Source organism: Streptococcus vulneris (genome assembly GCF_019218685.1).
Taxonomy (GTDB): domain Bacteria; phylum Bacillota; class Bacilli; order Lactobacillales; family Streptococcaceae; genus Streptococcus; species Streptococcus vulneris.
The window spans coordinates 219,017-245,734 of the sequence record NZ_JAHUZC010000002.1; the positions used below are offsets into that span (position 1 = coordinate 219,017).

The 26,718-nt window shown below is 42.8% G+C and carries 16 protein-coding genes; 15 read left to right on the forward strand and 1 reads right to left on the reverse strand.

The window, feature by feature from the left end; all coding sequences use genetic code 11:
* Positions 1–9: 9 nt before the first annotated feature.
* The 4 genes from KUA57_RS03170 (at position 10) to KUA57_RS03185 (ending at position 6,624) form a co-directional block, all read left to right on the forward strand.
* Positions 10–1,863 (forward strand): proline--tRNA ligase, encoded by a 1,854-nt coding sequence (locus KUA57_RS03170; protein ID WP_125446750.1) that lies wholly within the window; start codon positions 10–12, stop codon positions 1,861–1,863.
* A 98-nt stretch (positions 1,864–1,961) separates the two neighbouring features.
* Positions 1,962–3,341 carry a 6-phospho-beta-glucosidase gene (gene bglA, locus KUA57_RS03175; protein ID WP_061864708.1) on the forward strand — a complete coding sequence of 460 codons (1,380 nt, stop codon included), beginning with the start codon at positions 1,962–1,964 and terminating at the stop codon, positions 3,339–3,341.
* Positions 3,342–3,532: 191 nt separating this feature from the next.
* Positions 3,533–5,341, forward strand: coding sequence for a glutamine--fructose-6-phosphate transaminase (isomerizing) (glmS, locus tag KUA57_RS03180; RefSeq protein ID WP_061864709.1), 1,809 nt, complete (start codon positions 3,533–3,535; stop codon positions 5,339–5,341).
* A 233-nt stretch (positions 5,342–5,574) separates the two neighbouring features.
* Positions 5,575–6,624, forward strand: a complete 1,050-nt coding sequence (locus KUA57_RS03185; RefSeq protein WP_218493606.1) for an LLM class flavin-dependent oxidoreductase — start codon at positions 5,575–5,577, stop codon at positions 6,622–6,624.
* Positions 6,625–6,723: 99 nt separating this feature from the next.
* Here KUA57_RS03185 and KUA57_RS03190 read toward each other — a convergent pair whose 3' ends face one another.
* Positions 6,724–10,623 (reverse strand): pullulanase, encoded by a 3,900-nt coding sequence (locus KUA57_RS03190; RefSeq protein ID WP_218493607.1) that lies wholly within the window; start codon positions 10,621–10,623, stop codon positions 6,724–6,726.
* Between the two features lie 448 nt (positions 10,624–11,071).
* Between KUA57_RS03190 and rpoB the strand changes: the two genes are divergently transcribed.
* From rpoB to KUA57_RS03245, 11 genes are all read left to right on the forward strand, one after another.
* The gene (gene rpoB / locus KUA57_RS03195) at positions 11,072–14,683 is read left to right on the forward strand and encodes a DNA-directed RNA polymerase subunit beta (RefSeq protein ID WP_033682367.1); all 3,612 of its coding nucleotides are present in this window, start codon (positions 11,072–11,074) and stop codon (positions 14,681–14,683) included.
* Between the two features lie 32 nt (positions 14,684–14,715).
* Positions 14,716–18,393, forward strand: a complete 3,678-nt coding sequence (gene rpoC / locus KUA57_RS03200; protein ID WP_185756756.1) for a DNA-directed RNA polymerase subunit beta' — start codon at positions 14,716–14,718, stop codon at positions 18,391–18,393.
* 108 nt (positions 18,394–18,501) lie between these two features.
* Positions 18,502–18,924, forward strand: coding sequence for a nucleoside-diphosphate kinase (ndk, locus tag KUA57_RS03205; RefSeq protein WP_125446756.1), 423 nt, complete (start codon positions 18,502–18,504; stop codon positions 18,922–18,924).
* Between the two features lie 133 nt (positions 18,925–19,057).
* Positions 19,058–19,687 carry a competence protein gene (locus tag KUA57_RS03210; RefSeq protein WP_125446758.1) on the forward strand — a complete coding sequence of 210 codons (630 nt, stop codon included), beginning with the start codon at positions 19,058–19,060 and terminating at the stop codon, positions 19,685–19,687.
* A 95-nt stretch (positions 19,688–19,782) separates the two neighbouring features.
* Positions 19,783–20,226, forward strand: a complete 444-nt coding sequence (gene tsaE / locus KUA57_RS03215; protein WP_125446760.1) for a tRNA (adenosine(37)-N6)-threonylcarbamoyltransferase complex ATPase subunit type 1 TsaE — start codon at positions 19,783–19,785, stop codon at positions 20,224–20,226.
* Positions 20,216–20,734, forward strand: a complete 519-nt coding sequence (locus KUA57_RS03220; RefSeq protein ID WP_125446762.1) for a GNAT family N-acetyltransferase — start codon at positions 20,216–20,218, stop codon at positions 20,732–20,734. Before tsaE ends, KUA57_RS03220 begins: the two co-directional genes overlap by 11 nt.
* A 7-nt stretch (positions 20,735–20,741) precedes the next feature.
* Complete coding sequence (gene lytR, locus KUA57_RS03225) at positions 20,742–21,797, forward strand: glycopolymer--peptidoglycan transferase LytR (protein ID WP_125446764.1); 1,056 nt, start codon at positions 20,742–20,744, stop codon at positions 21,795–21,797.
* Positions 21,798–21,874: 77 nt separating this feature from the next.
* Complete coding sequence (locus KUA57_RS03230) at positions 21,875–23,131, forward strand: competence/damage-inducible protein A (RefSeq protein ID WP_218493608.1); 1,257 nt, start codon at positions 21,875–21,877, stop codon at positions 23,129–23,131.
* Positions 23,132–23,185: 54 nt separating this feature from the next.
* A complete protein-coding gene (recA, locus tag KUA57_RS03235) occupies positions 23,186–24,352 on the forward strand; it encodes a recombinase RecA (protein WP_060627462.1) in 1,167 nt (388 codons plus the stop codon).
* 114 nt (positions 24,353–24,466) lie between these two features.
* Positions 24,467–25,837, forward strand: coding sequence for an MATE family efflux transporter (locus tag KUA57_RS03240; protein WP_218493609.1), 1,371 nt, complete (start codon positions 24,467–24,469; stop codon positions 25,835–25,837).
* Positions 25,838–25,933: 96 nt separating this feature from the next.
* The gene (locus KUA57_RS03245) at positions 25,934–26,650 is read left to right on the forward strand and encodes a YebC/PmpR family DNA-binding transcriptional regulator (RefSeq protein ID WP_000532879.1); all 717 of its coding nucleotides are present in this window, start codon (positions 25,934–25,936) and stop codon (positions 26,648–26,650) included.
* The last annotated feature ends 68 nt before the right edge of the window (positions 26,651–26,718 follow it).

Here is a 26,718-nt window from a genome sequence, read left to right on the forward strand (position 1 = left end):
AGGAATATTATGAAACAAAGTAAAATGCCTATCCCAACGCTTCGCGAAATGCCAAGCGATGCTCAAGTTATCAGCCACGCTCTTATGTTGCGAGCTGGTTATGTTCGCCAAGTTTCAGCAGGCGTTTATTCTTACCTACCACTTGCTAACCGTGTGATTGAAAAAGCTAAAAACATCATGCGCCAAGAATTCGACAAGATTGGTGCCGTTGAGATGTTGGCTCCAGCCCTTCTCAGTGCAGAATTGTGGCGCGAATCAGGTCGTTATGAAACTTATGGTGAAGACCTTTACAAACTAAAAAACCGTGAAAAATCAGACTTTATCCTAGGTCCAACTCACGAAGAAACCTTTACAGCTATTGTCCGTGATTCTGTTAAGTCTTACAAGCAATTGCCGCTTAACCTTTATCAAATCCAGCCTAAGTATCGTGATGAAAAACGCCCACGTAATGGACTACTCCGTACACGTGAGTTTATCATGAAAGATGCTTACAGTTTCCACGCTAACTATGATAGCTTGGACAGTGTTTACGATGAGTACAAGGCTGCTTATGAGCGTATTTTCACTCGTAGTGGTTTAGATTTCAAGGCTATCATCGGTGACGGTGGAGCCATGGGTGGTAAGGACAGCCAAGAATTTATGGCTATTACACCTGCTCGTACAGACCTTGACCGCTGGGTTGTTTTGGACAAGTCAGTTACCTCATTTGATGAAATTCCTGCAGAAGTGCAAGAAGAAATCAAGGCAGAATTGCTCAAATGGATGGTTTCTGGTGAAGATACTATTGCTTACTCAAGTGAGTCTAGCTATGCGGCTAACTTGGAAATGGCAACAAACGAGTACAAACCAAGCAACCGTGTTGTCGCTGAAGAAGAAGTGACTCGTGTCGCAACACCAGATGTTAAATCAATTGATGAAGTGGCAGCCTTCCTCAATGTTCCAGAAGAACAAACGATCAAAACCCTCTTCTATATGGCAGATGGGGAGCTTGTTGCAGCCCTTCTAGTTGGAAATGACCAGCTCAATGAAGTCAAGTTGAAAAACCATTTGGGAGCAGATTTCTTTGACGTTGCTAGCGAAGAAGAAGTGGCAAGTGTTGTTCAAGCAGGATTTGGTTCACTTGGCCCAGTTGGTTTACCAGAGAATGTTAAAATCATTGCAGACCGTAAGGTGCAAGATGTTCGCAATGCAGTTGTGGGTGCTAACGAGGATGGCTACCACTTGACTGGTGTGAACCCAGGTCGTGACTTTACTGCAGAATATGTGGATATTCGTGAAGTTCGTGAGGGTGAAATTTCTCCAGACGGACAAGGTGTCCTTAACTTTGCGCGTGGTATCGAAATTGGTCACATCTTCAAACTCGGTACTCGTTATTCAGCAAGCATGGGAGCAGATGTCTTGGATGAAAATGGCCGCGCTGTGCCAATTATCATGGGATGTTATGGTATCGGTGTCAGCCGTCTCCTTTCAGCAGTGATGGAGCAACACGCTCGTCTCTTTGTTAACAAAACGCCAAAAGGTGAATACCGTTACGCTTGGGGCATCAACTTCCCTAAAGAATTGGCACCATTTGATGTGCACTTGATTACTGTCAATGTCAAGGACGAAGAAGCGCAAGCCTTGACAGAAAAACTTGAAGCAAGCTTGATGGGAGCTGGTTATGAAGTCTTGACAGATGACCGTAACGAACGTGTCGGAGTCAAATTCAGCGATAGCGACTTGATTGGGTTGCCAATCCGCATCACTGTTGGGAAGAAAGCAGCTGATGGTATCGTAGAAGTTAAGATCAAAGCAACTGGTGATACCATCGAGGTTCATGCAGATAACGTACTTGAAACGCTTGAAATCCTAGGCAAAAAATAAAAACTATAATCAGAAGAAAAACAAGGAAAAAATGTAACTAGTTTTTACCTTGTTTTTTCTGTATAATGGGAAAAATGAGTAGATAAAGAGGTAAATGTATGCTAAGATTTCCAAAGGATTTTGTCTGGGGATCCTCTACTTCTGGACCACAAACAGAAGGACGTGTAGCTGGTGACGGTAAGGGAGATAATCTCTGGGATTATTGGTACCAAGTGGAGCCAAATCGTTACTATAATGGGATTGGTCCAGATAAAACATCAACCTTTTATGAAAACTGGGAAAAGGATATTGAGCTACTGTTAGAAACTGGTCACACGGCCTTTCGGACTTCTATTCAGTGGTCACGGATTTTTCCACAAGGGCGTGGGGAAGTCAATGCTCAAGGTGTGGATTTCTATCGTAAGGTCTTTGAGGCTATTAAGGCTAAAGGTATTCGTCTTTTAGTGAATCTTTATCATTTTGATTTGCCTTTTGCTCTTCAAGAAGCTGGTGATGGTTGGGAAAATAAGGCGACTGTCTCAGCCTATGAAGACTATGCTCGTTTTTGTTTTGAGACTTATGGAGATTTAGTGGATCAATGGATTACCTTTAACGAGCCCATCGTTCCAGTAGAATTTGGATATTTTTACGATGCCCATTATCCACATAAGGTGGATGCAGAGGCAGCCGTTAAAGTAGCTTATCATACACAATTGGCCAGCAGTCGGGCGGTTAAGGCCTGTCATGAACTCTTGCCTGATTCCAAGATTGGGATTGTCTTAAATTTGACACCGGCTTATCCACGTAGCCAGCATCCTGCTGATGTCAAGGCTGCTCGTATTGCGGATCTCTTTCAAGCTCAATCCTTCTTAGATCCGTCTGTTTTGGGGACTTATCCACAGGAGTTAGTAGAAATCTTGCATGAACATGGCCTCTTGCCTGATGCCACAGAGGAGGAGTTGGAGCTCATTTGTGACAATACGGTGGATTTCCTTGGTGTCAACTACTATCAACCTTTACGTGTTATGGCTCCTCGATTTGCTAAGAATCCAGAGAGTCCTCTTTTGCCAGAACATTTTTACGAGCCTTATGTGATGCCTGGACGTAAAATCAATCCTCATCGTGGCTGGGAGATTTATGAGCAAGGGATTTATGACATTGCCCAAAATATCAAGGAAAATTATGGTAATATCGAGTGGATGTTGACAGAGAATGGCATGGGTGTTGAAGGGGAAGAAAAATTCCGTCAAGATGGAATGATTCAAGATGATTACCGTATTGACTTTGTAAAAGGTCATCTTCGTGAACTGCACCGTGCCATTGAAGATGGTGCCAACTGTAAGGGTTACTTGATTTGGACCTTTATTGACTGTTGGTCATGGCTCAATAGTTATAAAAATCGCTATGGCTTAGTCGAATTAGACTTGGAAACGCAAGAACGTCATCTGAAGAAATCAGGGCACTGGTTCAAGGAATTAAGCGATAATAATGGATTTTAAAAAGGACTCTGACTGATTATCCTAATTGGTCAGAGTCTTTTGCTAACAGGAGCGTAATTTGAACTATACCAATTTTTACTCTTGACAAGTGAAAGAAACAAGTATATACTGTTTTTGCTGATTCTATAAAAGAGGAATTAGACTATACCAATTTTAAGGAGAAAGCACAGCTGGTCTGTGTCGTATATACTATGTGTGGAATTGTTGGTGTTGTTGGAAACACAAATGCAACTGATATTTTGATTCAAGGGCTTGAAAAGCTCGAATACCGTGGCTATGATTCTGCGGGGATTTTTGTCCTAGGTGGTGCTGAAAACCATTTGATGAAGGCTGTTGGTCGTATCGCAGAATTGTCTGCTAAGACAGCTGGTGTTGAGGGGACAACGGGTATCGGACATACTCGTTGGGCTACTCACGGAAAACCAACGGAAGACAATGCTCACCCACACCGCTCTGAGACAGAACGTTTTGTCTTGGTGCACAACGGGGTGATTGAGAACTACCTTGAAATCAAGGAAGAATACCTTGCAGGGCACCACTTCAAGGGGCAAACAGATACAGAAATCGCCGTTCACTTGATTGGAAAATTTGCGGAAGAAGAAGGTTTATCAGTTCTTGAAGCCTTCAAAAAAGCCCTCCACATTATCCGTGGTTCTTATGCCTTCGCCTTGGTTGACTCACAAGATCCTGAAGTCATCTACGTGGCTAAGAATAAATCACCACTTTTGATTGGTCTTGGGGAAGGCTATAACATGGTCTGCTCAGATGCCATGGCTATGATTCGTGAGACCAACCAATACATGGAAATTCATGACCAAGAGTTGGTCATCGTCAAGGCTGATAGTGTCGAAGTTCAAGACTATGATGGCAACAGTCGTGAGCGTGCTAGCTATACTGCGGAGCTTGATTTGTCAGATATCGGTAAGGGAACTTATCCTTACTACATGCTCAAGGAAATTGATGAGCAACCAACTGTTATGCGTAAACTCATCCAAGCCTACACAGATGAGGCAGGTCAAGTAGTGGTGGATCCTGCTATCATTAAGGCTGTTCAAGACGCAGACCGCATCTACATCCTTGCAGCTGGAACATCTTACCACGCAGGATTTGCTTCTAAGAAAATGTTGGAAGAATTGACTGATACACCAGTTGAACTTGGTATCTCCTCTGAGTGGGGCTACGGTATGCCACTGCTCAGCAAGAAACCACTTTTCATCTTTATCAGCCAATCTGGTGAAACAGCAGATAGCCGTCAGGTTTTGGTCAAGGCTAATGAAATGGGAATCCCAAGTTTGACAGTGACAAACGTCCCAGGTTCAACCCTTTCACGTGAAGCCAACCATACCATGCTCCTTCATGCTGGTCCTGAAATTGCCGTAGCCTCAACAAAGGCCTATACAGCGCAAATCGCAGCCCTTGCCTTCCTTGCAAAAGTGGTTGGGGAAGCGAACGGCAATGCCAAAGCGCAAGCCTTTGATTTAGTTCATGAGTTGTCAATCGTGGCTCAGTCTATCGAATCAACTCTTTCAGAGAAAGAAACGATTGAAGCCAAGGTTCGTGAGCTTCTTGAAACGACTCGTAACGCCTTTTACATCGGACGTGGTCAAGATTACTACGTAGCCATGGAAGCCAGTCTCAAACTCAAAGAGATTTCTTATATCCAGTGTGAAGGCTTTGCGGCAGGAGAACTCAAGCACGGAACTATTGCCTTGATTGAAGAAGGAACACCTGTCTTGGCCCTCTTGTCAGATCCAGTCCTTGCCAACCACACTCGTGGAAATATCCAAGAGGTCGCAGCCCGTGGTGCCAAGGTTCTCACTATCGCAGAAGAAAATGTTGCCAAAGATACAGACGACATCGTTCTTACGACCGTACACTCTTACCTCTCACCAATCTCAATGGTCGTGCCAACGCAATTGGTCGCTTACTTTGCAACGCTTCACCGTGGTCTCGATGTGGACAAACCACGTAACCTTGCTAAATCAGTAACGGTAGAATAAGCTAAAAAAGTCTAGTTATCTAGGCTTTTTCTTGTGAGCAAATGGGTTGCTTGTACTCAAGATTCGTGTTATACTCTTCGAAAGTCTCTTCAACCCACGTCAGCTTCCATCTGCAACCTCAAAACACTGTTTTGAGCAGCCTGCGGCTAGCTTCCTAGTTTGCTCTTTGATTTTCATTGAGTATTAGAATAATTTTTCAAATTGAAGGACAGAGGTAGATAAGGAGAATCACCATGGTAGAATTGGGAATTTCAACATTTGGGGAAACAACGGAGCTTGAAGGGACTGGACAAACTTACAGTCATGCTGAACGCATTCGCCAGTTAGTGGCAGAGATTGAACTGGCTGACAAGGTTGGTTTGGATGTGTATGGGATTGGCGAGCACCATCGAGCGGATTTTGCGGTATCAACCCCAGAGATTGTTCTGGCCGCTGGGGCAGTCAATACCAAGAAAATCCGTTTGACTAGTGCAGTCAGCATTCTCTCGAGCATGGATCCGATTCGCTTGTTCCAACAGTATGCCACTATCGATGCTTTGTCAAATGGACGAGCGGAGATTATGGCTAGAAGGGGTTCTTTCACGGAATCTTTTCCCTTGTTTGGCTATGACTTGAAAGACTACGAAGCTCTTTTTGATGAGAAATTAGACTTGCTTCAGTTAGTCAATGAAAAGACCAAGCTAGACTGGCAAGGTCGATTGACTCAAACGATTGCTGGCAAAGAAGTCTATCCTCGTCCAGTTCAGGATAAATTGCCCTTGTGGATAGCGACAGGTGGTCATGTCGAATCAACGGTGAAGATTGCTCAGGCGGGGTTGCCGATTGTCTATGCCATTATTGGTGGCAATCCTCGTTATTTTAAAAAGTTGATTCAGGCTTATCGTGATATTGGGAGTGAAGCGGGGCATGCCAGTCATGAACTAAAGGTTGGAGCTCATTCTTGGGGTTGGATTGCTGAAGATGGCGAGCAGGCTGTGAAAGATTATTTCCATCCGACCAAGCAAGTGGTGGATGCTATTTCCAAAGACCGTCCGCACTGGCAGGAATTACGTTATGAGCAATATTTGGAACAGGTAGGGCCAAATGGCGCTATGTTTGTGGGCAATCCAGATCAGGTGGCAGAAAAATTGATTCGCATGATAGAGGATTTAGGATTGGACCGCTTCATGCTCCATCTACCGCTTGGTTCCATGCCTCATGACCAGGTTCTGAGAGCTATTGAACTCTTCGGCACGCAAGTGGCTCCAAAAGTACGGGCTTATTTTGCCATGAAAGAGGCTTAATAAAAAATACTAATCAAATGTATTATAACCACAAATATTGTACAAAAAATAATCCCCCTGGACTTAATGCTTGGGGGATTTTTCTATAGGAGGGCTAGTTTAGTTCTCTTTTTTGTTTTTTAGCAAGAACCCGAGACCTAGAAGAGCGAGGAGACTAATTCCTGCAAACAGGAGTTTGTGATCGTTTTTGGTTCCTGTATTTGGAAGTTCAGCTTGTTTAGCTGGGGTTGCAGGTATATTTTCCTTGCTAGAGTTTTCTACAGATCCGTTTTGAATAGCTTCACTTACAGATGCTGGTTGTGCTTCTTGTGCTGGTTGTTCAGCTTGTGAATCAGTTGTAGCTTGGCTAGGTTTATCTTCTGCATCAGCTACTTTTTCATCTGGTCTAGTAGAATCAGGTTTAGTTTGTGGAGCTGGAGTTTGCTGTTCCGGTTTGACTACTCGGTTTGACATATTGTCTTGGCCGTTATTTTGACCGTGTTCTTGTTTTAGGCTAGAAAGGTCAAATTCTGGTTTTTCTTCCATAGCTGGGGCAACAATGGCACCGCCTTGAGAGACTCGAAGAACAGTAGCTGTAAGGGCATTCAATTTCAAGCCTTTTTCAGTCCATTCAAGTCCTTGAGGGTTGGCAATTCCGACTGGCCCTGCTTGGTTTTCATCTGCCAAAACTTCAGCATTTCTGAGGTGGGCAAAGGCAGTTCCCAAATTAAATTCGCGAGCTTTTTCATCCGCATTGACAAAGACTGCGTAGATATCCCCATTTGGAGCAGTGATTTGGTAGCCAATCACTACGTCCTCTTTTGCCACACCATTTTGACCTGGCACAGTGATGAGGTGGACACGGTCTTTGATATCTTGGAGACTCTTAAGTCGGAAGGCATCTGTAGATTGACGAAGGGCAATCAAACCTTTCATATAGTCACGGCTCTTGACATTTTCAGGATAGGCTTTTCCATCTGTAGCCTTAGTCCAGTCAAACTTGTTAACTGCATCGCTAGAATCGTAAGAGTCATGGATGAAGTAAGGATAGTCAAATGGATTGCCGTCCTTATCACGCAACAAGTGAGATTTGTTTGGAACCTTATCCTCTGCTACTGGAGTCTTGTAGGCTGGGTCACGGAATTGTTTAGTACGTCCATATTCCTGACCAGAGTGGATAAATGGAGTTCCTTGAGCAGTCAAGACCATGAGGTTTCCAAGTCGTAAACGACGGTGGATTTCAGCATAGTTCTCAGCCTTGCTTGGGTCTTTTTTGATTGACTGGGCGATGATGTCAAAGAGAGTCAAGTTATCATGGGCTGCGATGTATTGGATAACATCTCCAGGGCTGTCAGCTTCAAAGTTGGTTGGCTGAGCAATGAGATTTTTAAAGATGGTGTTAATATCACGCTTGCCACCTGTGATAAAGGCAGGTTGACCTTCGTTTGGATAACCAGACTTGAGGTTGTTACGGATGTCATCTGAGAAGACAGCGACAGTATCGGTATGTTTCATCCAATCTTGGTCAGCAGCTTTAGTAGGCATATTTTCATCACCAGCATAGGTTCTCCAACCTTCACCTAGCATGATGAGATTTGGATTAAGGGCGCGTGCAGCCTTGTACGCTTCTTCGATAGAAGCGGCATCATGGTCTCCCATCATATCGAAGCGGAATCCATCCACTTTGTAGGTATCAACTAGATATTTGATAGAGTCAACTAGGAGCCGTTTGGTCATATGGTGGGTTGTCCCTAAGCGTCCACCACCAAAGCTAGTTCGAGGTGTTCCATCAGCATCCATAAAGTGGTAGTAGTTTGGTTCTAAATCTTCAAAGAGATCGACCTTGGCTGTATGGTTGTAAACTACGTCCAGGATAGCTCCCATGCCACGTTTGTGGATTTCGTTGATGAGGTTTTTAAATTCTGCGATTCGTTTTTCTGGATTTTTAGGATCGCTTGAGTACATACCAGTCAATGAGAAGTAGTTTTGAGGGTCATATCCCCAGTTATAGTTGCTGTTGCTTGAAGCATAGTCAGACAAGCGTTCATGGTTTTTCAATTCATTGACAAAGTAGTAAGACAAGACTGGAAGGAGTTGGATGTGGGTCACACCTAAGTCTTTGAGATAGTCTAGTTTTTCAATAAAGGCTTCAAAGGTACCAAATGGTTTTGTCAAGTCTTTTGCAATGGCAGGATCTGAAGTGAAGTCACGCACATGAGCTTCGTAGATAACGGCATCTTCACGAGTCTTAAAGTTGTGAATCTTACCATAAGTCAAGTCTTGAGGTCCTAGTTTAGCTGGATCTACAAAGGCGGCTTTAGCCACTTTATGGACATCGTCAATCTTGGCATCGTCACTATTCCAAGCAGCGAGGGACTTAGCGTAAGGATCGAGTGCAAGAACAGTTTTCCCCTGACGCTCGATTTGGTATTGATAATAGTATCCAGTGAAATCGGTGATTCCGAGTTTGTTTGTGCTATCTAGAGTTTGTTTCCAAGTTCCTCTTTCACCTTTTTCAAGAGCGACAGTTCCAACCACTTTTTCAGGGTTATTCTTGTCGTAGACAACAACAGAAACCTTATCAGCACTTGGTGACCATAGAGTTAAATCAACCTGTTTTCCTTCTTCTTTGAGGTCAGCTCCAAGTTTGCCATCATAGCTGTAAGTCTCATCTTTAAGACGCCAGCTTGTTTTGGTAGTGAATTTGTCAGAGTTGTAGCTAACGGTATAAGGATGTTTTGTGTCAGAGAAATCTCCGCTGTAGGTCACTTTCTTACCAGCCTCATCGATTGCAACATCAGTGATAGTTACTTTGTTTCCTAGATGATTAGTGATGCTGGAGTGTTTGAGGATATCTTCTTTTTTAGCACCGACAAGTGTTGAAAAACTACTTTCAATGCTAGAAGTTCCTACATGTTGAGCTCCTGTCATGCGGATATCGTGCACATAGTAGGGGTTGGTGTAGATGGTTTCGTCATCATCTTTTAGGAAAATTTGGCTATGATTTTTCAAATCTGTGAACTTATAATCTTCTTTACGGATTTTCACATCGTCTCCTTGTTTGTTTCTGTCTAATAATAAAAATCCAAGATCTTTAGCTGCATCTTTGAGTGGAATATCAATATAGCGACCATATTTGCCTGTAGCCGTAAAGTCTGTTCCGTTAGGCCATTCACCACTACTTGGATTTTTCACATCTCCCCAGTACCAGAGAGATTTCTTGTCATAGTTGCCATCTGTACGGTAGTAGTTGACGCGAATAGTTCCTGCAGGTTGTGGCTCGTAAGAGAAAACCTTGTGATCTTGGTCCAACCAAGCCTCATTCATCTTTGGTGACAGTTTTTCTACCGATTTATCGCCGGTTAGATTTTTCCCAGCTGTATTATTGATGAGGAAGCTAATTTTCTTGGCTTGTTCTCCCTTTAATTTGACATCTAGGTAGTAGCCGTAGTCATCTTTTTTGGCATCCTTGAAGGATAAGGCTCCGTTAGGCCAATTTTCAGATGGTTTTTCAACATCGTCCCAAGTCCATAGTCCTTGAGCATCCTTATTTTCTTCAGGAAGTTTTTTGACGTGGATACGGAAGTAGTTGTCTTCGATTGGCTCTTCTGCTTTGGTTTCAGTTGTTACTGGACTCGTAGCAGTAGTTGGCTCATTGGAACGATCTTGTCCGGTTTGTGGTGCTGAATCGGCTGGGGTTGCAGCCGGAGTGGGTGCCTCTGTTGCAGGTTGTTTTTCTTCTTTTTTCTCTAGGGAAGCGTTTGCATTTTTTGGCGAAGAAATATCACTTTCCTTCTTACCAGAGCTCGTTGCTGTATCAGTAAGAGGCTGTGCAAGGGCAGTAGTGGTTTCATTACTAGTTCCCTTATTGCTCGTAGTATTTTCGTTGGCTGAAATAGTTGGTGTAGCCATGGCAAGCAGAACAAGGCTTGCTCCAATAAGGACAGAACCAGTTCCATTTTTGAGGGAACGGATGCTGTAAACCATTTTTTTCTCAGTGTGAGATGGTGTTTTTCTCATAATGATTCTCCAATCAATAAATTTCTATATCAGTATAGCACTTAGTAAAAGAATATGCAAGCGTTTTCCTGAAGCTAAAATAAAAGAAAAATCGCAACAGATTTTGTTACGATTTAGCCAATCTTTCTTATAGGAAAAGATTTTGTCAAAAATTCGTCAATCCCCTTGAAAAATCTAGCTAAATAGGGTATAATATGAGTAATCATTTGTCGTAGGTTTTGTCTGAAATATTGTCCAGACAAGACTCACAGCAGTTAAATCTTCTGAAAAAGTCAGATTTAGCTGCTCTTTTTGTGCTTTTTTTCAGGATTTTGAGTGCTTGTAACAAAGACTTAAAGATTCTGAAAATTCATCAAGAGGACACGGTGATAGGGGTTTTAAAAACCATATGACGATTAGAAAAGCCTGATTGACAAGGCTTGGAACTTATTTACAAAGGAGAATCATCTTGGCAGGACATGACGTTCAATACGGGAAACATCGTACCCGTCGTAGTTTTTCAAGAATCAAAGAAGTTCTTGACTTACCAAATTTGATTGAAATTCAAACTGACTCATTCAAAGATTTCCTAGACCATGGTCTGAAGGAAGTGTTTGAAGATGTATTGCCAATTTCAAACTTCACAGACACAATGGAGTTGGAATTTGTTGGATATGAAATCAAGGAACCAAAATACACGCTAGAAGAGGCTCGTATCCACGATGCTAGCTACTCAGCACCAATTTTTGTAACCTTCCGCTTGATTAATAAAGAAACAGGCGAAATCAAAACTCAAGAAGTTTTCTTTGGTGATTTCCCAATCATGACAGAAATGGGTACTTTCATCATCAATGGTGGTGAACGTATCATCGTATCTCAGTTGGTCCGCTCACCAGGTGTTTACTTTAACGATAAAGTTGATAAAAACGGTAAAGTGGGCTACGGTTCAACTGTTATCCCTAACCGTGGAGCTTGGTTGGAACTTGAAAGTGACTCAAAAGATATCGCCTACACTCGTATCGACCGTACTCGTAAGATTCCATTTACAACCTTGGTTCGTGCTCTTGGTTTCTCAGGTGACGATGAAATCTTTGATATCTTTGGTGACAGCGAATTGGTTCGCAACACTGTTGAAAAAGATATCCACAAGAACCCAATGGACTCTCGTACCGACGAAGCTTTGAAAGAAATTTACGAACGTCTTCGTCCAGGTGAGCCTAAGACTGCTGAAAGCTCACGTAGCTTGCTTGTAGCTCGTTTCTTTGACCCACGTCGTTATGACTTGGCAGCTGTCGGTCGTTACAAAATCAATAAAAAACTCAATGTTAAAACACGTTTGCTTAACCAAACTATTGCTGAGCCATTGGTAGACCCTGAAACAGGCGAAATCTTGGTAGAAGCTGGTACAATCATGACTCGTAGCGTGATTGAAAGTATTGAAAGCCATTTGGATGGCGACTTGAACAAGATTGTCTACATTCCAAATGATGCAGCCGTTGTGACTGAGCCAGTTGTTCTTCAAAAATTCAAGGTTGTTGCTCCAACTGATCCAGACCGTGTTGTAACTATTATTGGTAATGCTAATCCAGATGACAAGGTTCGTATCGTCACTCCTGCAGATATCCTTGCTGAGATGAGCTACTTCCTCAACTTGGCTGAAGGACTTGGTCGTGTAGATGATATCGACCATCTTGGAAACCGTCGTATCCGTGCGGTTGGTGAATTGCTTGCCAACCAAGTTCGTCTTGGGCTTTCTCGTATGGAACGTAATGTCCGTGAACGTATGTCTGTTCAAGATAACGAAGTCTTGACACCACAACAAATCATCAACATCCGTCCTGTAACAGCTGCGGTTAAAGAATTTTTTGGTTCATCACAGTTGTCACAGTTCATGGACCAACACAACCCACTTTCTGAGTTGTCTCACAAACGCCGTTTGTCAGCCTTGGGACCTGGTGGTTTGACACGTGACCGTGCTGGATATGAAGTACGTGACGTGCACTACACTCACTACGGTCGTATGTGTCCAATCGAGACACCTGAAGGACCTAACATCGGTTTGATCAATAACTTGTCATCTTACGGGCACTTGAACAAATATGGATTTGTTCAAACACCATACCGTAAGGTTGACCGTGAAACAGGCGTTGTTACGAACGAAATCGTTTGGTTGACAGCCGATGAAGAAGATGAATTTACTGTAGCACAGGCTAATTCTCGTCTGAATGAAGATGGAACATTTGCTGAGAAAGTTGTCATGGGACGTCACCAAGGGGTCAACCAAGAGTATCCAGCTAATGTTGTTGACTACATGGACGTATCACCAAAACAGGTAGTTGCCGTTGCGACAGCATGTATTCCTTTCTTGGAAAACGATGACTCCAACCGTGCCCTCATGGGAGCCAACATGCAACGTCAGGCTGTGCCATTAATTAATCCTAAAGCACCTTACGTTGGTACTGGTATGGAATACCAAGCAGCCCACGATTCAGGAGCTGCTGTGATTGCTCAGTATGATGGTAAAGTTACTTATGCAGATGCTGACAAGGTAGAAGTTCGTCGTGAAGATGGTTCATTGGACGTTTACCACATCCAAAAATTCCGTCGCTCAAACTCAGGTACTGCTTACAACCAACGTACTCTCGTAAAAGTTGGAGATGTCGTTGAAAAAGGCGATTTCATCGCTGACGGACCTTCTATGGAAAATGGAGAAATGGCCCTTGGACAAAACCCAATCGTTGCCTACATGACTTGGGAAGGTTACAACTTCGAGGATGCCGTTATCATGAGCGAACGCTTGGTTAAAGACGATGTCTACACATCTGTTCACCTTGAAGAATACGAATCAGAAACGCGCGATACAAAGCTTGGGCCTGAAGAAATTACTCGTGAAATTCCAAACGTTGGTGAAGATGCCCTTAAAGACCTTGACGAAATGGGTATTATCCGTATCGGTGCTGAGGTTAAAGAAGGCGATATCCTTGTAGGTAAAGTAACACCTAAGGGTGAGAAAGACCTTTCAGCTGAAGAACGTCTCCTGCACGCTATCTTTGGAGACAAGTCTCGTGAAGTTCGTGATACTTCTCTTCGTGTACCACACGGTGCCGATGGTGTCGTTCGTGATGTGAAGATCTTTACACGTGCAAATGGAGATGAGTTGCAATCTGGTGTTAACATGCTGGTTCGCGTCTACATTGCTCAAAAACGTAAGATCAAGGTCGGAGATAAGATGGCCGGACGTCACGGAAACAAAGGGGTTGTCTCTCGTATCGTTCCTGTAGAAGATATGCCTTACCTTCCAGACGGAACTCCAGTCGACATCATGTTGAACCCACTTGGGGTGCCATCACGTATGAATATCGGTCAGGTTATGGAGCTCCACCTTGGTATGGCGGCTCGTACTCTTGGTATTCACATCGCAACACCAGTCTTTGATGGAGCAAGTTCTGAAGATCTTTGGTCAACTGTTAAAGAAGCAGGTATGGATAGCGATGCCAAAACAATCCTTTACGATGGACGTACTGGTGAACCATTTGATAACCGTGTTTCTGTCGGAGTCATGTACATGATCAAACTCCACCACATGGTTGATGATAAATTGCACGCGCGTTCAGTCGGACCTTACTCAACCGTTACTCAACAACCACTCGGAGGTAAAGCTCAGTTTGGTGGACAGCGTTTCGGTGAGATGGAGGTTTGGGCTCTTGAAGCCTACGGTGCGTCAAATGTCCTTCAAGAAATCTTGACTTATAAGTCTGACGATATCAACGGACGTTTGAAAGCTTATGAAGCTATTACAAAAGGAAAACCAATTCCAAAACCAGGTGTTCCAGAATCCTTCCGAGTTCTTGTCAAAGAATTGCAATCTCTTGGTCTTGACATGCGTGTCCTTGACGAAGATGATCAAGAAGTGGAACTTCGTGACTTGGATGAAGGAATGGACGAAGATGTCATCCACGTAGATGACCTTGAAAAAGCCCGCGAAAAAGCAGCCCAAGAGGCTAAAGCAGCCTTTGAAGCTGAAGAAGCTGAGAAAGCAACGAAAGCGGAAGCAACAGAAGAAGCTGCTGAACAAGAATAAGCAGTTCACTTAGAATAGAAAGGGAAGAAATAGTGGTTGATGTAAATCGTTTTAAAAGTATGCAAATCACCCTAGCTTCTCCAAGCAAAGTCCGTTCATGGTCTTATGGAGAAGTCAAAAAACCTGAAACAATCAATTACCGTACCTTGAAACCAGAACGTGAAGGACTCTTTGATGAAGTGATCTTTGGTCCTACAAAAGACTGGGAATGTGCTTGTGGTAAGTACAAACGCATTCGTTACAGAGGGATTGTTTGTGACCGTTGTGGGGTTGAAGTAACGCGTACGAAAGTTCGTCGTGAGCGCATGGGGCACATCGAGTTGAAAGCTCCTGTATCTCACATCTGGTACTTCAAGGGAATTCCAAGCCGTATGGGCTTGACCCTTGATATGAGTCCTCGTGCCCTCGAGGAAGTGATCTACTTTGCGGCTTATGTGGTGATTGATCCTAAGGATACACCACTTGAACACAAGTCTATCATGACAGAGCGCGAATACCGTGAGCGCTTGCGTGAGTACGGTTATGGATCATTCGTTGCCAAAATGGGTGCCGAAGCTATCCAAGACCTTTTGAAACAAGTAGATCTTGAAAAAGAAATTGCTGAACTCAAAGAAGAGTTGAAAACAGCGACTGGACAAAAACGTGTCAAAGCCATCCGTCGTTTGGATGTTTTGGATGCCTTTTACAAGTCTGGAAACAAACCTGAATGGATGATTCTCAACATCCTTCCGGTTATTCCACCAGATCTTCGTCCAATGTTGCAGTTGGATGGTGGTCGTTTTGCCTCATCTGACTTGAACGACCTTTACCGCCGTGTTATCAACCGTAACAACCGTTTGGCTCGTTTGCTTGAGTTGAATGCACCAGGTATCATCGTTCAAAATGAGAAGCGTATGCTTCAAGAAGCGGTTGACGCTTTGATTGACAATGGTCGTCGTGGTCGTCCAATCACAGGACCAGGTAGCCGTCCTCTTAAATCATTGAGCCACATGCTTAAAGGTAAACAAGGACGCTTCCGTCAAAACTTGCTCGGTAAACGTGTTGACTTCTCAGGACGTTCCGTTATCGCCGTTGGTCCAACTCTTAAGATGTACCAATGTGGTGTGCCACGTGAAATGGCTATCGAGCTCTTTAAACCATTTGTGATGCGTGAAATCGTTGCCCGTGATATCGTGCAAAACGTCAAAGCGGCTAAACGTTTAGTGGAACGCGGAGATGAGCGTATCTGGGATATTCTTGAAGAAGTAATCAAAGAACACCCAGTGCTTTTGAACCGCGCACCGACCCTTCACCGTTTGGGTATCCAAGCCTTCGAGCCAGTCTTGATTGATGGTAAGGCCCTTCGCTTGCACCCACTTGTCTGTGAAGCCTATAATGCCGACTTTGACGGAGACCAAATGGCCATCCACGTACCGCTTTCAGAAGAAGCCCAAGCAGAAGCACGTATCTTGATGCTTGCTGCTGAGCATATCTTGAACCCCAAAGATGGTAAACCAGTTGTTACTCCATCTCAGGACATGGTTTTGGGTAACTACTACTTGACAATGGAAGAAGCTGGTCGTGAAGGTGAAGGAATGGTCTTCAAAGACCGTGATGAAGCGGTTATGGCTTACCGTAATGGTTATGTTCACCTCCACTCACGTGTTGGTATCGCAACAGACAGCCTCAACAAACCATGGACAGAAGAGCAAAAACATAAGGTCTTGCTTACAACAGTTGGTAAAATCCTCTTCAACGACATCATGCCAGAGGGTCTACCATACTTGCAAGAACCAAACAATGCCAACTTGACAGAAGGCGTTCCAGCTAAATACTTCTTGCCACTTGGTGGAGATATCAAGGAAGCTATCAGCAATCTTGAACTTAACCCTCCATTCAAGAAGAAAAACCTTGGAAATATCATCGCTGAAATCTTCAAACGTTTCCGTACGACAGAAACTTCTGCCCTACTTGACCGTATGAAGAACCTCGGTTACCACCACTCAACTCTTGCAGGATTGACAGTGGGTATTGCCGATATCCCAGTCGTTGATGACAAGGCTGAAATCATTGAAGAATCACACAAACGTGTAGAACAAATCACCAAACAATTCCGTCGTGGTATGATCACAGACGACGAGCGATACAATGCCGTTACAGCTGAATGGCGTGCTGCTCGTGAAAAACTTGAGAAACGTTTGATTGCCAACCAAGATCCTAAGAACCCAATCGTTATGATGATGGATTCTGGAGCCCGTGGTAACATCTCAAACTTCTCACAGCTTGCCGGTATGCGTGGTCTGATGGCTGCTCCGAACGGACGTATCATGGAATTGCCAATCCTTTCAAACTTCCGTGAAGGTTTGTCAGTACTCGAAATGTTCTTCTCAACTCACGGTGCCCGTAAAGGTATGACCGATACGGCCCTTAAGACAGCCGACTCAGGTTACTTGACTCGTCGTTTGGTTGACGTTGCCCAAGACGTTATCATCCGTGAGGACGACTGTGGAACAGACCGTGGTCTCTTGATCCGCTCTATCGCAGAAGGAAAAGAGATGATCGAGTCTCTTGAAGAGCGTCTCAATGGTCGTTACACTAAGAAAACTGTTAAACATCCAGAAACTGGTGCAGTGATTATCGGTCCAAATGAGTTGATTACAGAAGACAAGGCGCGTGAAATTGTTAATGCTGGTGTGGAAGAAGTTACTATCCGCTCTGTATTTACATGTAACACTCGTCATGGTGTCTGCCGTCACTGTTATGGTATTAACTTGGCGACTGGTGATGCGGTTGAAGTTGGTGAAGCAGTTGGTACAATCGCTGCCCAATCTATCGGGGAACCTGGTACACAGCTTACAATGCGTACCTTCCACACGGGTGGGGTTGCCTCAAATACCGATATCACTCAGGGTCTTCCTCGTGTCCAAGAAATCTTTGAAGCCCGTAATCCTAAAGGGGAAGCGGTTATCACAGAGGTTAAAGGACAAGTTACTGCTATCGAAGAAGATGCCTCAACTCGTACCAAGAAAGTCTTTGTTAAGGGTGAAACTGGCGAAGGTGAGTACGTCGTTCCATTTACCGCTCGTATGCGAGTTGAAGTTGGAGACCAAGTAGCGCGTGGTGCTGCTCTTACAGAAGGTTCAATCCAACCAAAACGCCTCCTTGCAGTTCGTGATGTCTTGTCAGTTGAAACTTACCTTCTCGGTGAAGTACAAAAAGTTTACCGTAGCCAAGGGGTAGAAATCGGTGACAAACACATCGAGGTAATGGTTCGTCAAATGATCCGTAAAGTTCGTGTCATGGATCCAGGTGACACAGATCTTCTTATGGGTACCCTCATGGATATCAATGACTTTACAGATGCCAACAAAGATGTCCTTATCGCAGGTGGAGTTCCAGCGACAGGTCGCCCAGTTCTTATGGGAATTACCAAAGCCTCACTTGAAACAAACAGTTTCTTGTCAGCGGCTTCCTTCCAGGAAACAACTCGTGTCCTTACTGACGCAGCTATCCGCGGTAAGAAAGACCATCTCCTTGGACTTAAAGAAAATGTTATCATCGGTAAGATCATCCCAGCAGGTACTGGTATGGCCCGTTACCGTAACCTTGAACCACATGCTGTCAACGAAGAAGAATACCTTAATCCTCCAGTAGAGGAAGAAGGGAATGAGGAAACAACAGAAGTAGTTGTTGATGCTGCCGTTGAAACTGTGGAAGAAACAGTAGAATAAGAGAGAATGAGAGAGCCTTCGGGTTCTCTTTCTCTTTTCTGAAAACTTTCTCCATTTTTCCATGAAATGTGGTAAAATAAAAGAAAGAAGCTGACAAAGGAGACGGGGATGGAACAAACATTTTTTATCATTAAACCAGACGGTGTAAAAAGAGGACTAGTGGGTCAAGTGTTGAAACGCATCGAACAACGTGGGTTTACAATCGAAAAATTGGAGTTGCGTTCACATATTTCAGAAGAGTTGATTGACCGGCACTATCAGGACTTGGTTGGCCAAAGTTTTTACCCACCGATTCGTGAATTTATGACTTCAGGCCCAGTTCTTGTAGGTATCATTTCTGGTCCCAAAGTAATCGAAACTTGGAGGACCATGATGGGTGCTACTCGTCCAGAAGAAGCTTTACCAGGAACTATCCGAGGTGATTTTGCAAAAGCTGCTGGAGAAAATGAGGTTATCCAAAATGTTGTACATGGTTCAGATTCGGAAGAGTCAGCTAAGCGAGAAATTGCTCTTTGGTTTGAAGAGAAATAGTAAAAGTTTGATGTAAGGGTTACTTGCATCAAACTTTTTTGCATTTTAGACTAGAAAACTGACAGTTGAGAAATATTTTAGCAATGGTGAGGAGTTCTAGCCTATAATAAGAGCAAGTAAGGGAGGAAGAATGATGGAAAAAATGAAAAAGCAAATTCGTATTTTGTTATTGTTGACAGTTTTTGGTATTAGTAGCTGTTCTTGTTTAAGTTTATCAACTTGGGCCTTGATGTTAAATCAAAACTGCTTCTATTATTTAGTTGGCATGTTGCTCCTTGCCAGTATTGGGGCAGGATTAAACTACTATAGAGAGCAGAGAAATCAATCTTATTCAGTTTTTAAGGAAGATAAGCAACAATTCTTGTATAGTCTCTTGCTCTTAGTAAACATTTTGGGTTTAGCTTTAATTGTCATAGAACATATCCTTGCAGGAAATACATCCGTAGAAGGATTTGTGGAAGCCTTTCTACCGAGTTTCTTTTTCTTATTTGGTATTGATTTGTTAGTTTTTCTACCAATTCAGAAGTATGTAAATGGATTGAAAAAGATTTTAGGAAAGAAGAAAATCTGTTTTATTAGTGGACTAGCTATTCTAGTCTTTCTCAGAAATCCTTGGATGCTATTATCCATGACCTTTTATATTACCTTAGGAATGCTATTTCTAGGACTGTTGGTGCCAAAAGTAATTCGCTGGGAAGTTTCATTTTACAGTCATTTGATGAGAGATATCTTGTTAGTTGTCTTCTTGCTGTTTCTATTTTAAGAACAAAAGAAGAGATAGTTCAAGTTTTACAATTTATAATATGGAATTCACAGATAATATCTCGACAAAGAACAACTTTTTGGTATAATAGAAACATGTACACTAAAAACGAAGAAGAGTTACAGTCCTTAGGAGAACGTTTGGGCTATTTATTAGAAAAGAATGATGTCTTAATTCTAACTGGAGAACTTGGAGCAGGCAAAACGACCTTTACAAAAGGTCTTGCTAAAGGGTTACAGATTACTCAGATGATTAAGAGTCCAACCTATACTATTGTGAGAGAGTATGAAGGTCGTATTCCTCTTTATCATTTAGATGTTTATCGTATTGAGGGGGACGCTGATTCTATTGATTTGGATGAGTTTCTCTTTGGTGGTGGGGTGACCGTCATCGAGTGGGGGAATCTTTTAGGTGATGCCTTACCAGATACTTATTTAGAATTGGAAATTCTAAAAGAAGAAGACGGTCGCAGGCTGAATTTCCAAGCAAAGGGTTTACGTGCAGAAAAACTCTTAGAGGAGCTTCAACATGGAGTATGAATTGCTCATTAGGGAAGCAGAAGTTGAAGATGCGGCTGAGTTAGTATCATTTTTAAATCGTGTCAGTGTAGAAACAGATTTTACCAGTCTGGACAGGGATGGCATTTTGATGACAGATACTGAGATGGAGTTGTTTTTGGATAAACAGGCTCACTCGGAAAATCAAATCACTTTACTGGCCTTGCTGAATGATGAAATTGCTGGTCTTGTAAATATCACAGCTGATCAACGTAAGAGAGTTTGTCATATTGGAGAACTCTTTGTTGTGATTGGTAAGAAGTATTGGAATAATGGGCTGGGAAGTTTGTTACTTGAAGAAGTCGTAGAATGGGCGCAGGCTAGTGGCATTCTTCGTCGACTTCAACTCACTGTCCAAACTCGTAATCAGGCTGCAGTTCATTTATATCAAAAGCATGGCTTTGAAATTGAAGGTAGACAAGAGCGCGGTGCGTACATAGAAGAAGGGAAATTTATAGATGTTTACCTGATGGGTAGACTGATAGATTAATAGAAATATGGTTAAAAAAATTATTGGAATGGTGCTAGCTTTTCTAGCTGTGACAGTTTTGGGTGTGGGTGTTTTTGCTTATACCATTTATCAACAAGGTACAGAAACTTTATCAAGAACTTATAAAAAAATTGGTGAAGAAACCAATGTTATTGAAGCGACTGAACCCTTAACGATCCTTTTAATGGGGGTTGATACTGGAAATGTGGAACGAACGGACCCTTGGGAGGGAAATAGTGATTCCATGATTCTCTTGACGGTTAATCCGCACACGAAAAAAACAACGATGTTGAGTTTGGAACGTGATATCTTGACTAAAATTCAGCATAAAGATGGTCAGATTGAGGAAGCAAAACTAAACGCTGCATATGCGGGTGGAGGTGCAGAATTAGCTATCTCAACTATTCAGAAGATGATGAATATTCATATTGATCGCTATATTATGGTCAATATGCACGGATTGCAACAATTAGTTGATGCAGTGGGTGGTATAACTGTCAACAACACTCTAGGTTTCCCTATTTCTATCAGTGACCAAGAGGAATTTAATACTATTTCTATTGGTGTTGGGCAACAAACTCTAAATGGAGATGAAGCTCTTGTTTATTCTCGCATGCGCTACCAGGACCCAGAAGGGGACTACGGACGTCAGAAACGTCAGCGTGAAGTCATTCAAAAGGTTGTTGAAAAAGTTCTTAGTTTGAATAGTGTTAGTCACTATCAATCTATCTTAAAAGCCCTAAGTACCAATATGCAGACCAACATTGATTTATCAGCGAAAAGTATTCCACAATTACTTGGTTATCAAGATTCCTTCAAGAATATTGAAACACATCAATTGCGAGGAGAAGATGCTGAATTGCAAGGAATATCTTATCAAATCGTAACTGCTAACCATTTGTTAGAAATCCAGAATCTTTTGAGAACCTCACTTGATAAACCAAAGGTGACAGAGTTAGAGACAAATGCAGTCTTATATGAAAATGTTCTCGGAAATCAAAATGGTATCGGTTTGGGAACAGGTACGATTAGTAGTACAAGAAATCAAGAAGATGTAGAATAATCTAATTTATAGTTGAAATCGTGGGAAATTTCCTGCGATTTTTTCAAAAAAATACGAATAGATAGGTAGGAGGAAACATGAAAGCAGAAATCATTGCTGTTGGAACAGAGATTTTGACAGGACAGATTGTTAATACCAATGCCCAGTTTTTGTCGGAAAAACTAGCAGAGATTGGGGTAGATGTATATTTTCAGACGGCTGTAGGAGACAATGAAGCTCGTCTCTTATCCCTGCTTGAGATTGCCAGTCAACGTAGTAGTCTGGCGATTTTAACAGGTGGTTTGGGGCCGACTGAGGATGATTTGACCAAACAAACCCTAGCTAAATTTTTAGGGAAAGAATTAGTCTTTGATTCTCAGGCTCAGGAGAAGTTAGATGTCTTTTTTGCCCAGCGACCAGACTATGCCCGAACACCGAATAACGAAAGACAAGCTCAACTTGTAGAAGGAGCGACTCCACTGCCCAACGAAACAGGACTGGCTGTGGGAGGCATTTTGGAAGTCGATGGAGTTACCTATGTCGTCCTTCCCGGTCCACCAAGTGAATTAAACCCCATGGTTTTAAACCAACTTCTACCTAAGTTGATGACAGGGAGCAAGCTATATTCCCGAGTTCTTCGTTTCTTTGGGATTGGCGAAAGTCAGCTGGTTACGATTTTGGCTGATTTAATTGATAATCAGACCGATCCTACCTTGGCACCTTATGCCAAGACAGGAGAAGTCACTCTGCGTCTGTCAACAAAAGCTAGCAGCCAAGAAGAGGCGAATCAAACGCTGGATATCTTGGAAAATCAAATCTTGGACCACCAGACTTTCGAAGGAATTTCTTTACGAGATCTTTGTTATGGTTATGGGGAAGAAACTAGTTTAGCTAGTATTGTGGTAGAAGAACTGAAAAAGCAAGGGAAAACCATCACGGCTGCAGAGAGTTTGACGGCAGGTCTTTTCCAAGCTACTGTAGCTGATTTTTCAGGTGCTTCAAGTATATTTAAGGGTGGTTTCGTGACCTATAGCTTGGAGGAAAAATCAAAGATGTTGGATATTCCTGTCAAGGATTTGGAAGAGCACGGTGTGGTGTCTGAATTTACAGCTCAGAAGATGGCTGAGCAGGCGCGAAGCAAGACCCAGTCAGATTTTGGCCTTAGTTTGACTGGAGTAGCAGGACCAGATAGCCTAGAAGGGCACCCAGCTGGGACAGTCTTCATAGGCTTGGCTCAAGAGCATGGAACTGAAGTCATCAAGGTTAATATTGGAGGCAGAAGTCGAGCAGATGTACGGCACATTGCGGTTATGCATGCCTTTAACCTAGTTCGCAAGGCTTTATTAAGTGACTAACTTTTGATATAATAGTAGATAGGTCTGAGGACCATTAGAATGTAGGAGAATAGAATGGCGAAAAAACCAAAAAAATTAGATGAAATTTCAAAAAAATTCGGGGCAGAACGTGAAAAAGCCTTGAATGATGCTCTTAAATTGATTGAGAAAGACTTTGGTAAAGGTTCAATCATGCGTTTGGGTGAACGTGCAGAGCAAAAAGTGCAAGTGATGAGCTCAGGTTCCTTGGCTCTTGATATTGCCCTTGGTTCAGGTGGTTATCCTAAGGGACGTATCATTGAAATCTATGGGCCAGAGTCATCTGGTAAGACAACGGTTGCCCTTCATGCAGTTGCGCAAGCGCAAAAAGAAGGTGGGATTGCAGCCTTTATCGATGCGGAGCATGCCCTTGATCCAGCTTATGCTGCGGCTCTTGGGGTCAATATTGACGAATTGCTCTTGTCACAACCAGACTCAGGAGAGCAAGGTCTTGAGATTGCAGGAAAATTGATTGACTCAGGAGCCGTGGATCTTGTCGTAGTCGACTCAGTTGCTGCCCTTGTACCTCGTGCGGAAATTGATGGAGATATCGGAGATAGCCACGTTGGTTTGCAGGCTCGTATGATGAGTCAGGCCATGCGTAAACTTGGTGCTTCTATTAATAAAACAAAAACTATTGCCATCTTTATCAACCAATTGCGTGAAAAAGTTGGGGTTATGTTTGGAAATCCAGAAACAACTCCTGGTGGACGTGCTCTGAAATTCTACGCTTCAGTGCGTTTGGATGTTCGTGGAAGCACACAAATCAAGGGAACTGGTGACCAGAAAGACACCAATGTCGGTAAAGAAACTAAGATTAAGGTCGTGAAAAACAAGGTAGCTCCACCATTTAAGGAAGCCTTCGTTGAAATCATGTACGGAGAAGGTATTTCTAAGACTGGTGAACTTTTGAAGATCGCAAGCGATTTGGATATCATCAAAAAAGCAGGAGCTTGGTACTCTTACAAGGATGAGAAAATCGGGCAAGGTTCTGAAAATGCTAAGAAATACTTGGCAGATAACCCAGAAGTCTTTGATGAGATTGACCATCAAGTCCGTGTTCAATTTGGTTTGATTGATGGAGAAGAAGCTTCTGTAGAAGGTGTTGAAACTAAAAAAGATGAAGCAGTTCAAGCAGATTCTGTGAATGAAGAAGTTACACTTGACCTAGGCGATGAGCTTGAAATCGAAATTGAAGAATAAGCTGTCAAAGTAGTGGAGAAATCCACTGCTTTTTCGATTCTTTGTTCAAGATTTCAGATTGCCTATAGTTTGCTGTTTCTTGTCGCACCTCTAGAAAGCTGATATAATAGCCTTATGAATAAAAAACGAACAGTGGACCTGATACATGGTCCGATTCTTCCCTCGCTTTTGAGTTTTGCCTTCCCAATCTTGCTGTCTAATATTTTTCAACAGCTCTATAATACTGCTGATGTCTTAATTGTTGGGCGATTTCTGGGTCAAGATTCCTTGGCTGCAGTAGGGGCGACGACAGCGATTTTTGACCTGATTGTAGGTTTTACTCTTGGTGTTGGCAATGGCATGGGGATTGTCATTGCCCGTTATTACGGGGCTCGTAATTTCACTAAAATCAAGGAAGCAGTAGCAGCCACCTGGATTTTAGGTGCACTTTTGAGTATTGTAGTTATGTTGCTGGGCTTTCTTGGCTTGTATCCTCTCTTGCAATACTTAGATACTCCCGCAGAAATCCTTCTTCAATCTTATCAATATATTTCTATGATTGTGACCTGTGTAGGCGTCAGCTTTGCTTATAATCTCTTTGCAGGTTTGTTGCGGTCCATTGGTGACAGTCTGGCAGCTCTGGGATTTCTGATTTTCTCTGCTCTGGTTAATGTGGTTCTGGATCTCTATTTTATTACGCAACTGCAACTGGGAGTTCAATCCGCTGGACTTGCTACCATTATTTCGCAAGGCTTATCAGCGGTTCTCTGCTTTTACTATATCCGCAAGAGCGTTCCAGAACTTCTACCTCAGCTGAAACATTTCAAATGGGACAAGGCCTTGTATGCGGATCTTTTGGAGCAAGGTTTGGCTATGGGCTTGATGAGTTCAATTGTATCTATCGGCAGTGTGATTTTACAGTCTTCGGTTAATACCTTTGGTGCAGTGATTATTAGTGCCCAGACGGCGGCTCGACGCATTATGGCCTTTGCCCTTCTTCCTATGACCGCTATTTCTGCCTCGATGACGATCTTTGCTTCTCAAAATCTTGGTGCTAAGCGCCCAGACCGCATTGTCCAAGGACTTCGAATCGGCAGTCGTTTAAGTATGTCCTGGGCAATTTTTGTTTGTGTCTTCCTTTTTTTTGCCAGTCCAGCCTTGGTTTCCTTCTTGGCTAGTTCGACAGATGATTACTTGATAGAAAATGGAAGTCTCTATCTGCAAATCAGTTCAGCCTTTTATCCTATTTTGAGTCTCTTGTTGATTTATCGCAATTGCTTGCAGGGCTTGGGGCAAAAGATCCTTCCTCTAGTTTCTAGCTTTATTGAACTAATCGGAAAAATCGCTTTTGTGGTCTTGATTATCCCTTGGGCAGGCTATAGAGGAGTTATTCTTTGCGAACCCCTAATCTGGGTTGCCATGACAGTTCAACTGTACTTTTCGCTTTTCCGTCACCCCTTGATAAAAGAAGGCAAGACTATCTTGGCAACAAAAGTGTCATCCTAGCTTGATTTACTGAATAAAATCTATTTCCTCTAGTGAAAATCGAAAAAACTTGTGTTATAATAAGAAAGATTAAAATGTGAAAAAAGGAGATTCCTAATGGGACGTAAATGGGCCAATATCGTAGCCAAGAAAACGGCTAAAGATGGAGCTAACTCTAAAGTATATGCAAAATTTGGTGTAGAAATCTATGTAGCAGCTAAAAAAGGTGATCCAGATCCAGAATCAAACTCAGCCTTGAAATTCGTTATCGACCGTGCTAAACAAGCGCAAGTGCCAAAACACGTTATTGATAAAGCGATTGATAAAGCAAAAGGGAACACAGACGAAACCTTTACAGAAGGACGTTACGAAGGTTTTGGACCAAATGGTTCTATGCTGATTGTTGATACTTTGACTTCAAATGTCAACCGTACAGCGGCTAATGTCCGTGCAGCCTTTGGTAAAAACGGCGGAAACATGGGTGCTTCAGGTTCGGTTTCATACCTCTTCGATAACAAGGGTGTTATTGTATTTGCAGGTGAAGATGCGGATGCAGTCTTTGAGCAATTGCTAGAAGCAGATGTGGATGTGGATGATGTAGAAGCAGAAGAAGGTACAATCACAGTTTACACAGCTCCAACTGACCTTCACAAGGCTATCGTTGCCCTTCGTGAGTCAGGTGTCGAAGAATTCCAAGTTACTGAATTGGAAATGATTCCTCAGTCAGAAGTGGAATTGTCAGGGGATGACCTTGAAACTTTTGAAAAACTTTACAGCGTTCTTGAAGACGACGAAGACGTACAAAAGATCTACACAAACGTAGACGGATTCTAATGACAAAAATATAACCCTTGGAAATACTGGATTTTCAAGGGTTATTGTTATTTTGTGCGAATAAAGGG

Bases quoted from the DNA above. Each gene is read 5' to 3' on its own strand.
- KUA57_RS03190 (WP_218493607.1), bottom strand. From the start codon at position 10,623: ATGAGAAAAACACCATCTCACACTGAGAAAAAAATGGTTTACAGCATC.
- KUA57_RS03230 (WP_218493608.1), top strand. From the start codon at position 21,875: ATGAAAGCAGAAATCATTGCTGTTGGAACAGAGATTTTGACAGGACAG.
- KUA57_RS03210 (WP_125446758.1), top strand. From the start codon at position 19,058: ATGGAAAAAATGAAAAAGCAAATTCGTATTTTGTTATTGTTGACAGTT.
- bglA (WP_061864708.1), top strand. From the start codon at position 1,962: ATGCTAAGATTTCCAAAGGATTTTGTCTGGGGATCCTCTACTTCTGGA.
- ndk (WP_125446756.1), top strand. From the start codon at position 18,502: ATGGAACAAACATTTTTTATCATTAAACCAGACGGTGTAAAAAGAGGA.
- KUA57_RS03220 (WP_125446762.1), top strand. From the start codon at position 20,216: ATGGAGTATGAATTGCTCATTAGGGAAGCAGAAGTTGAAGATGCGGCT.
- lytR (WP_125446764.1), top strand. From the start codon at position 20,742: ATGGTTAAAAAAATTATTGGAATGGTGCTAGCTTTTCTAGCTGTGACA.
- KUA57_RS03185 (WP_218493606.1), top strand. From the start codon at position 5,575: ATGGTAGAATTGGGAATTTCAACATTTGGGGAAACAACGGAGCTTGAA.
- recA (WP_060627462.1), top strand. From the start codon at position 23,186: ATGGCGAAAAAACCAAAAAAATTAGATGAAATTTCAAAAAAATTCGGG.
- KUA57_RS03240 (WP_218493609.1), top strand. From the start codon at position 24,467: ATGAATAAAAAACGAACAGTGGACCTGATACATGGTCCGATTCTTCCC.
- KUA57_RS03170 (WP_125446750.1), top strand. From the start codon at position 10: ATGAAACAAAGTAAAATGCCTATCCCAACGCTTCGCGAAATGCCAAGC.
- tsaE (WP_125446760.1), top strand. From the start codon at position 19,783: ATGTACACTAAAAACGAAGAAGAGTTACAGTCCTTAGGAGAACGTTTG.
- KUA57_RS03245 (WP_000532879.1), top strand. From the start codon at position 25,934: ATGGGACGTAAATGGGCCAATATCGTAGCCAAGAAAACGGCTAAAGAT.
- glmS (WP_061864709.1), top strand. From the start codon at position 3,533: ATGTGTGGAATTGTTGGTGTTGTTGGAAACACAAATGCAACTGATATT.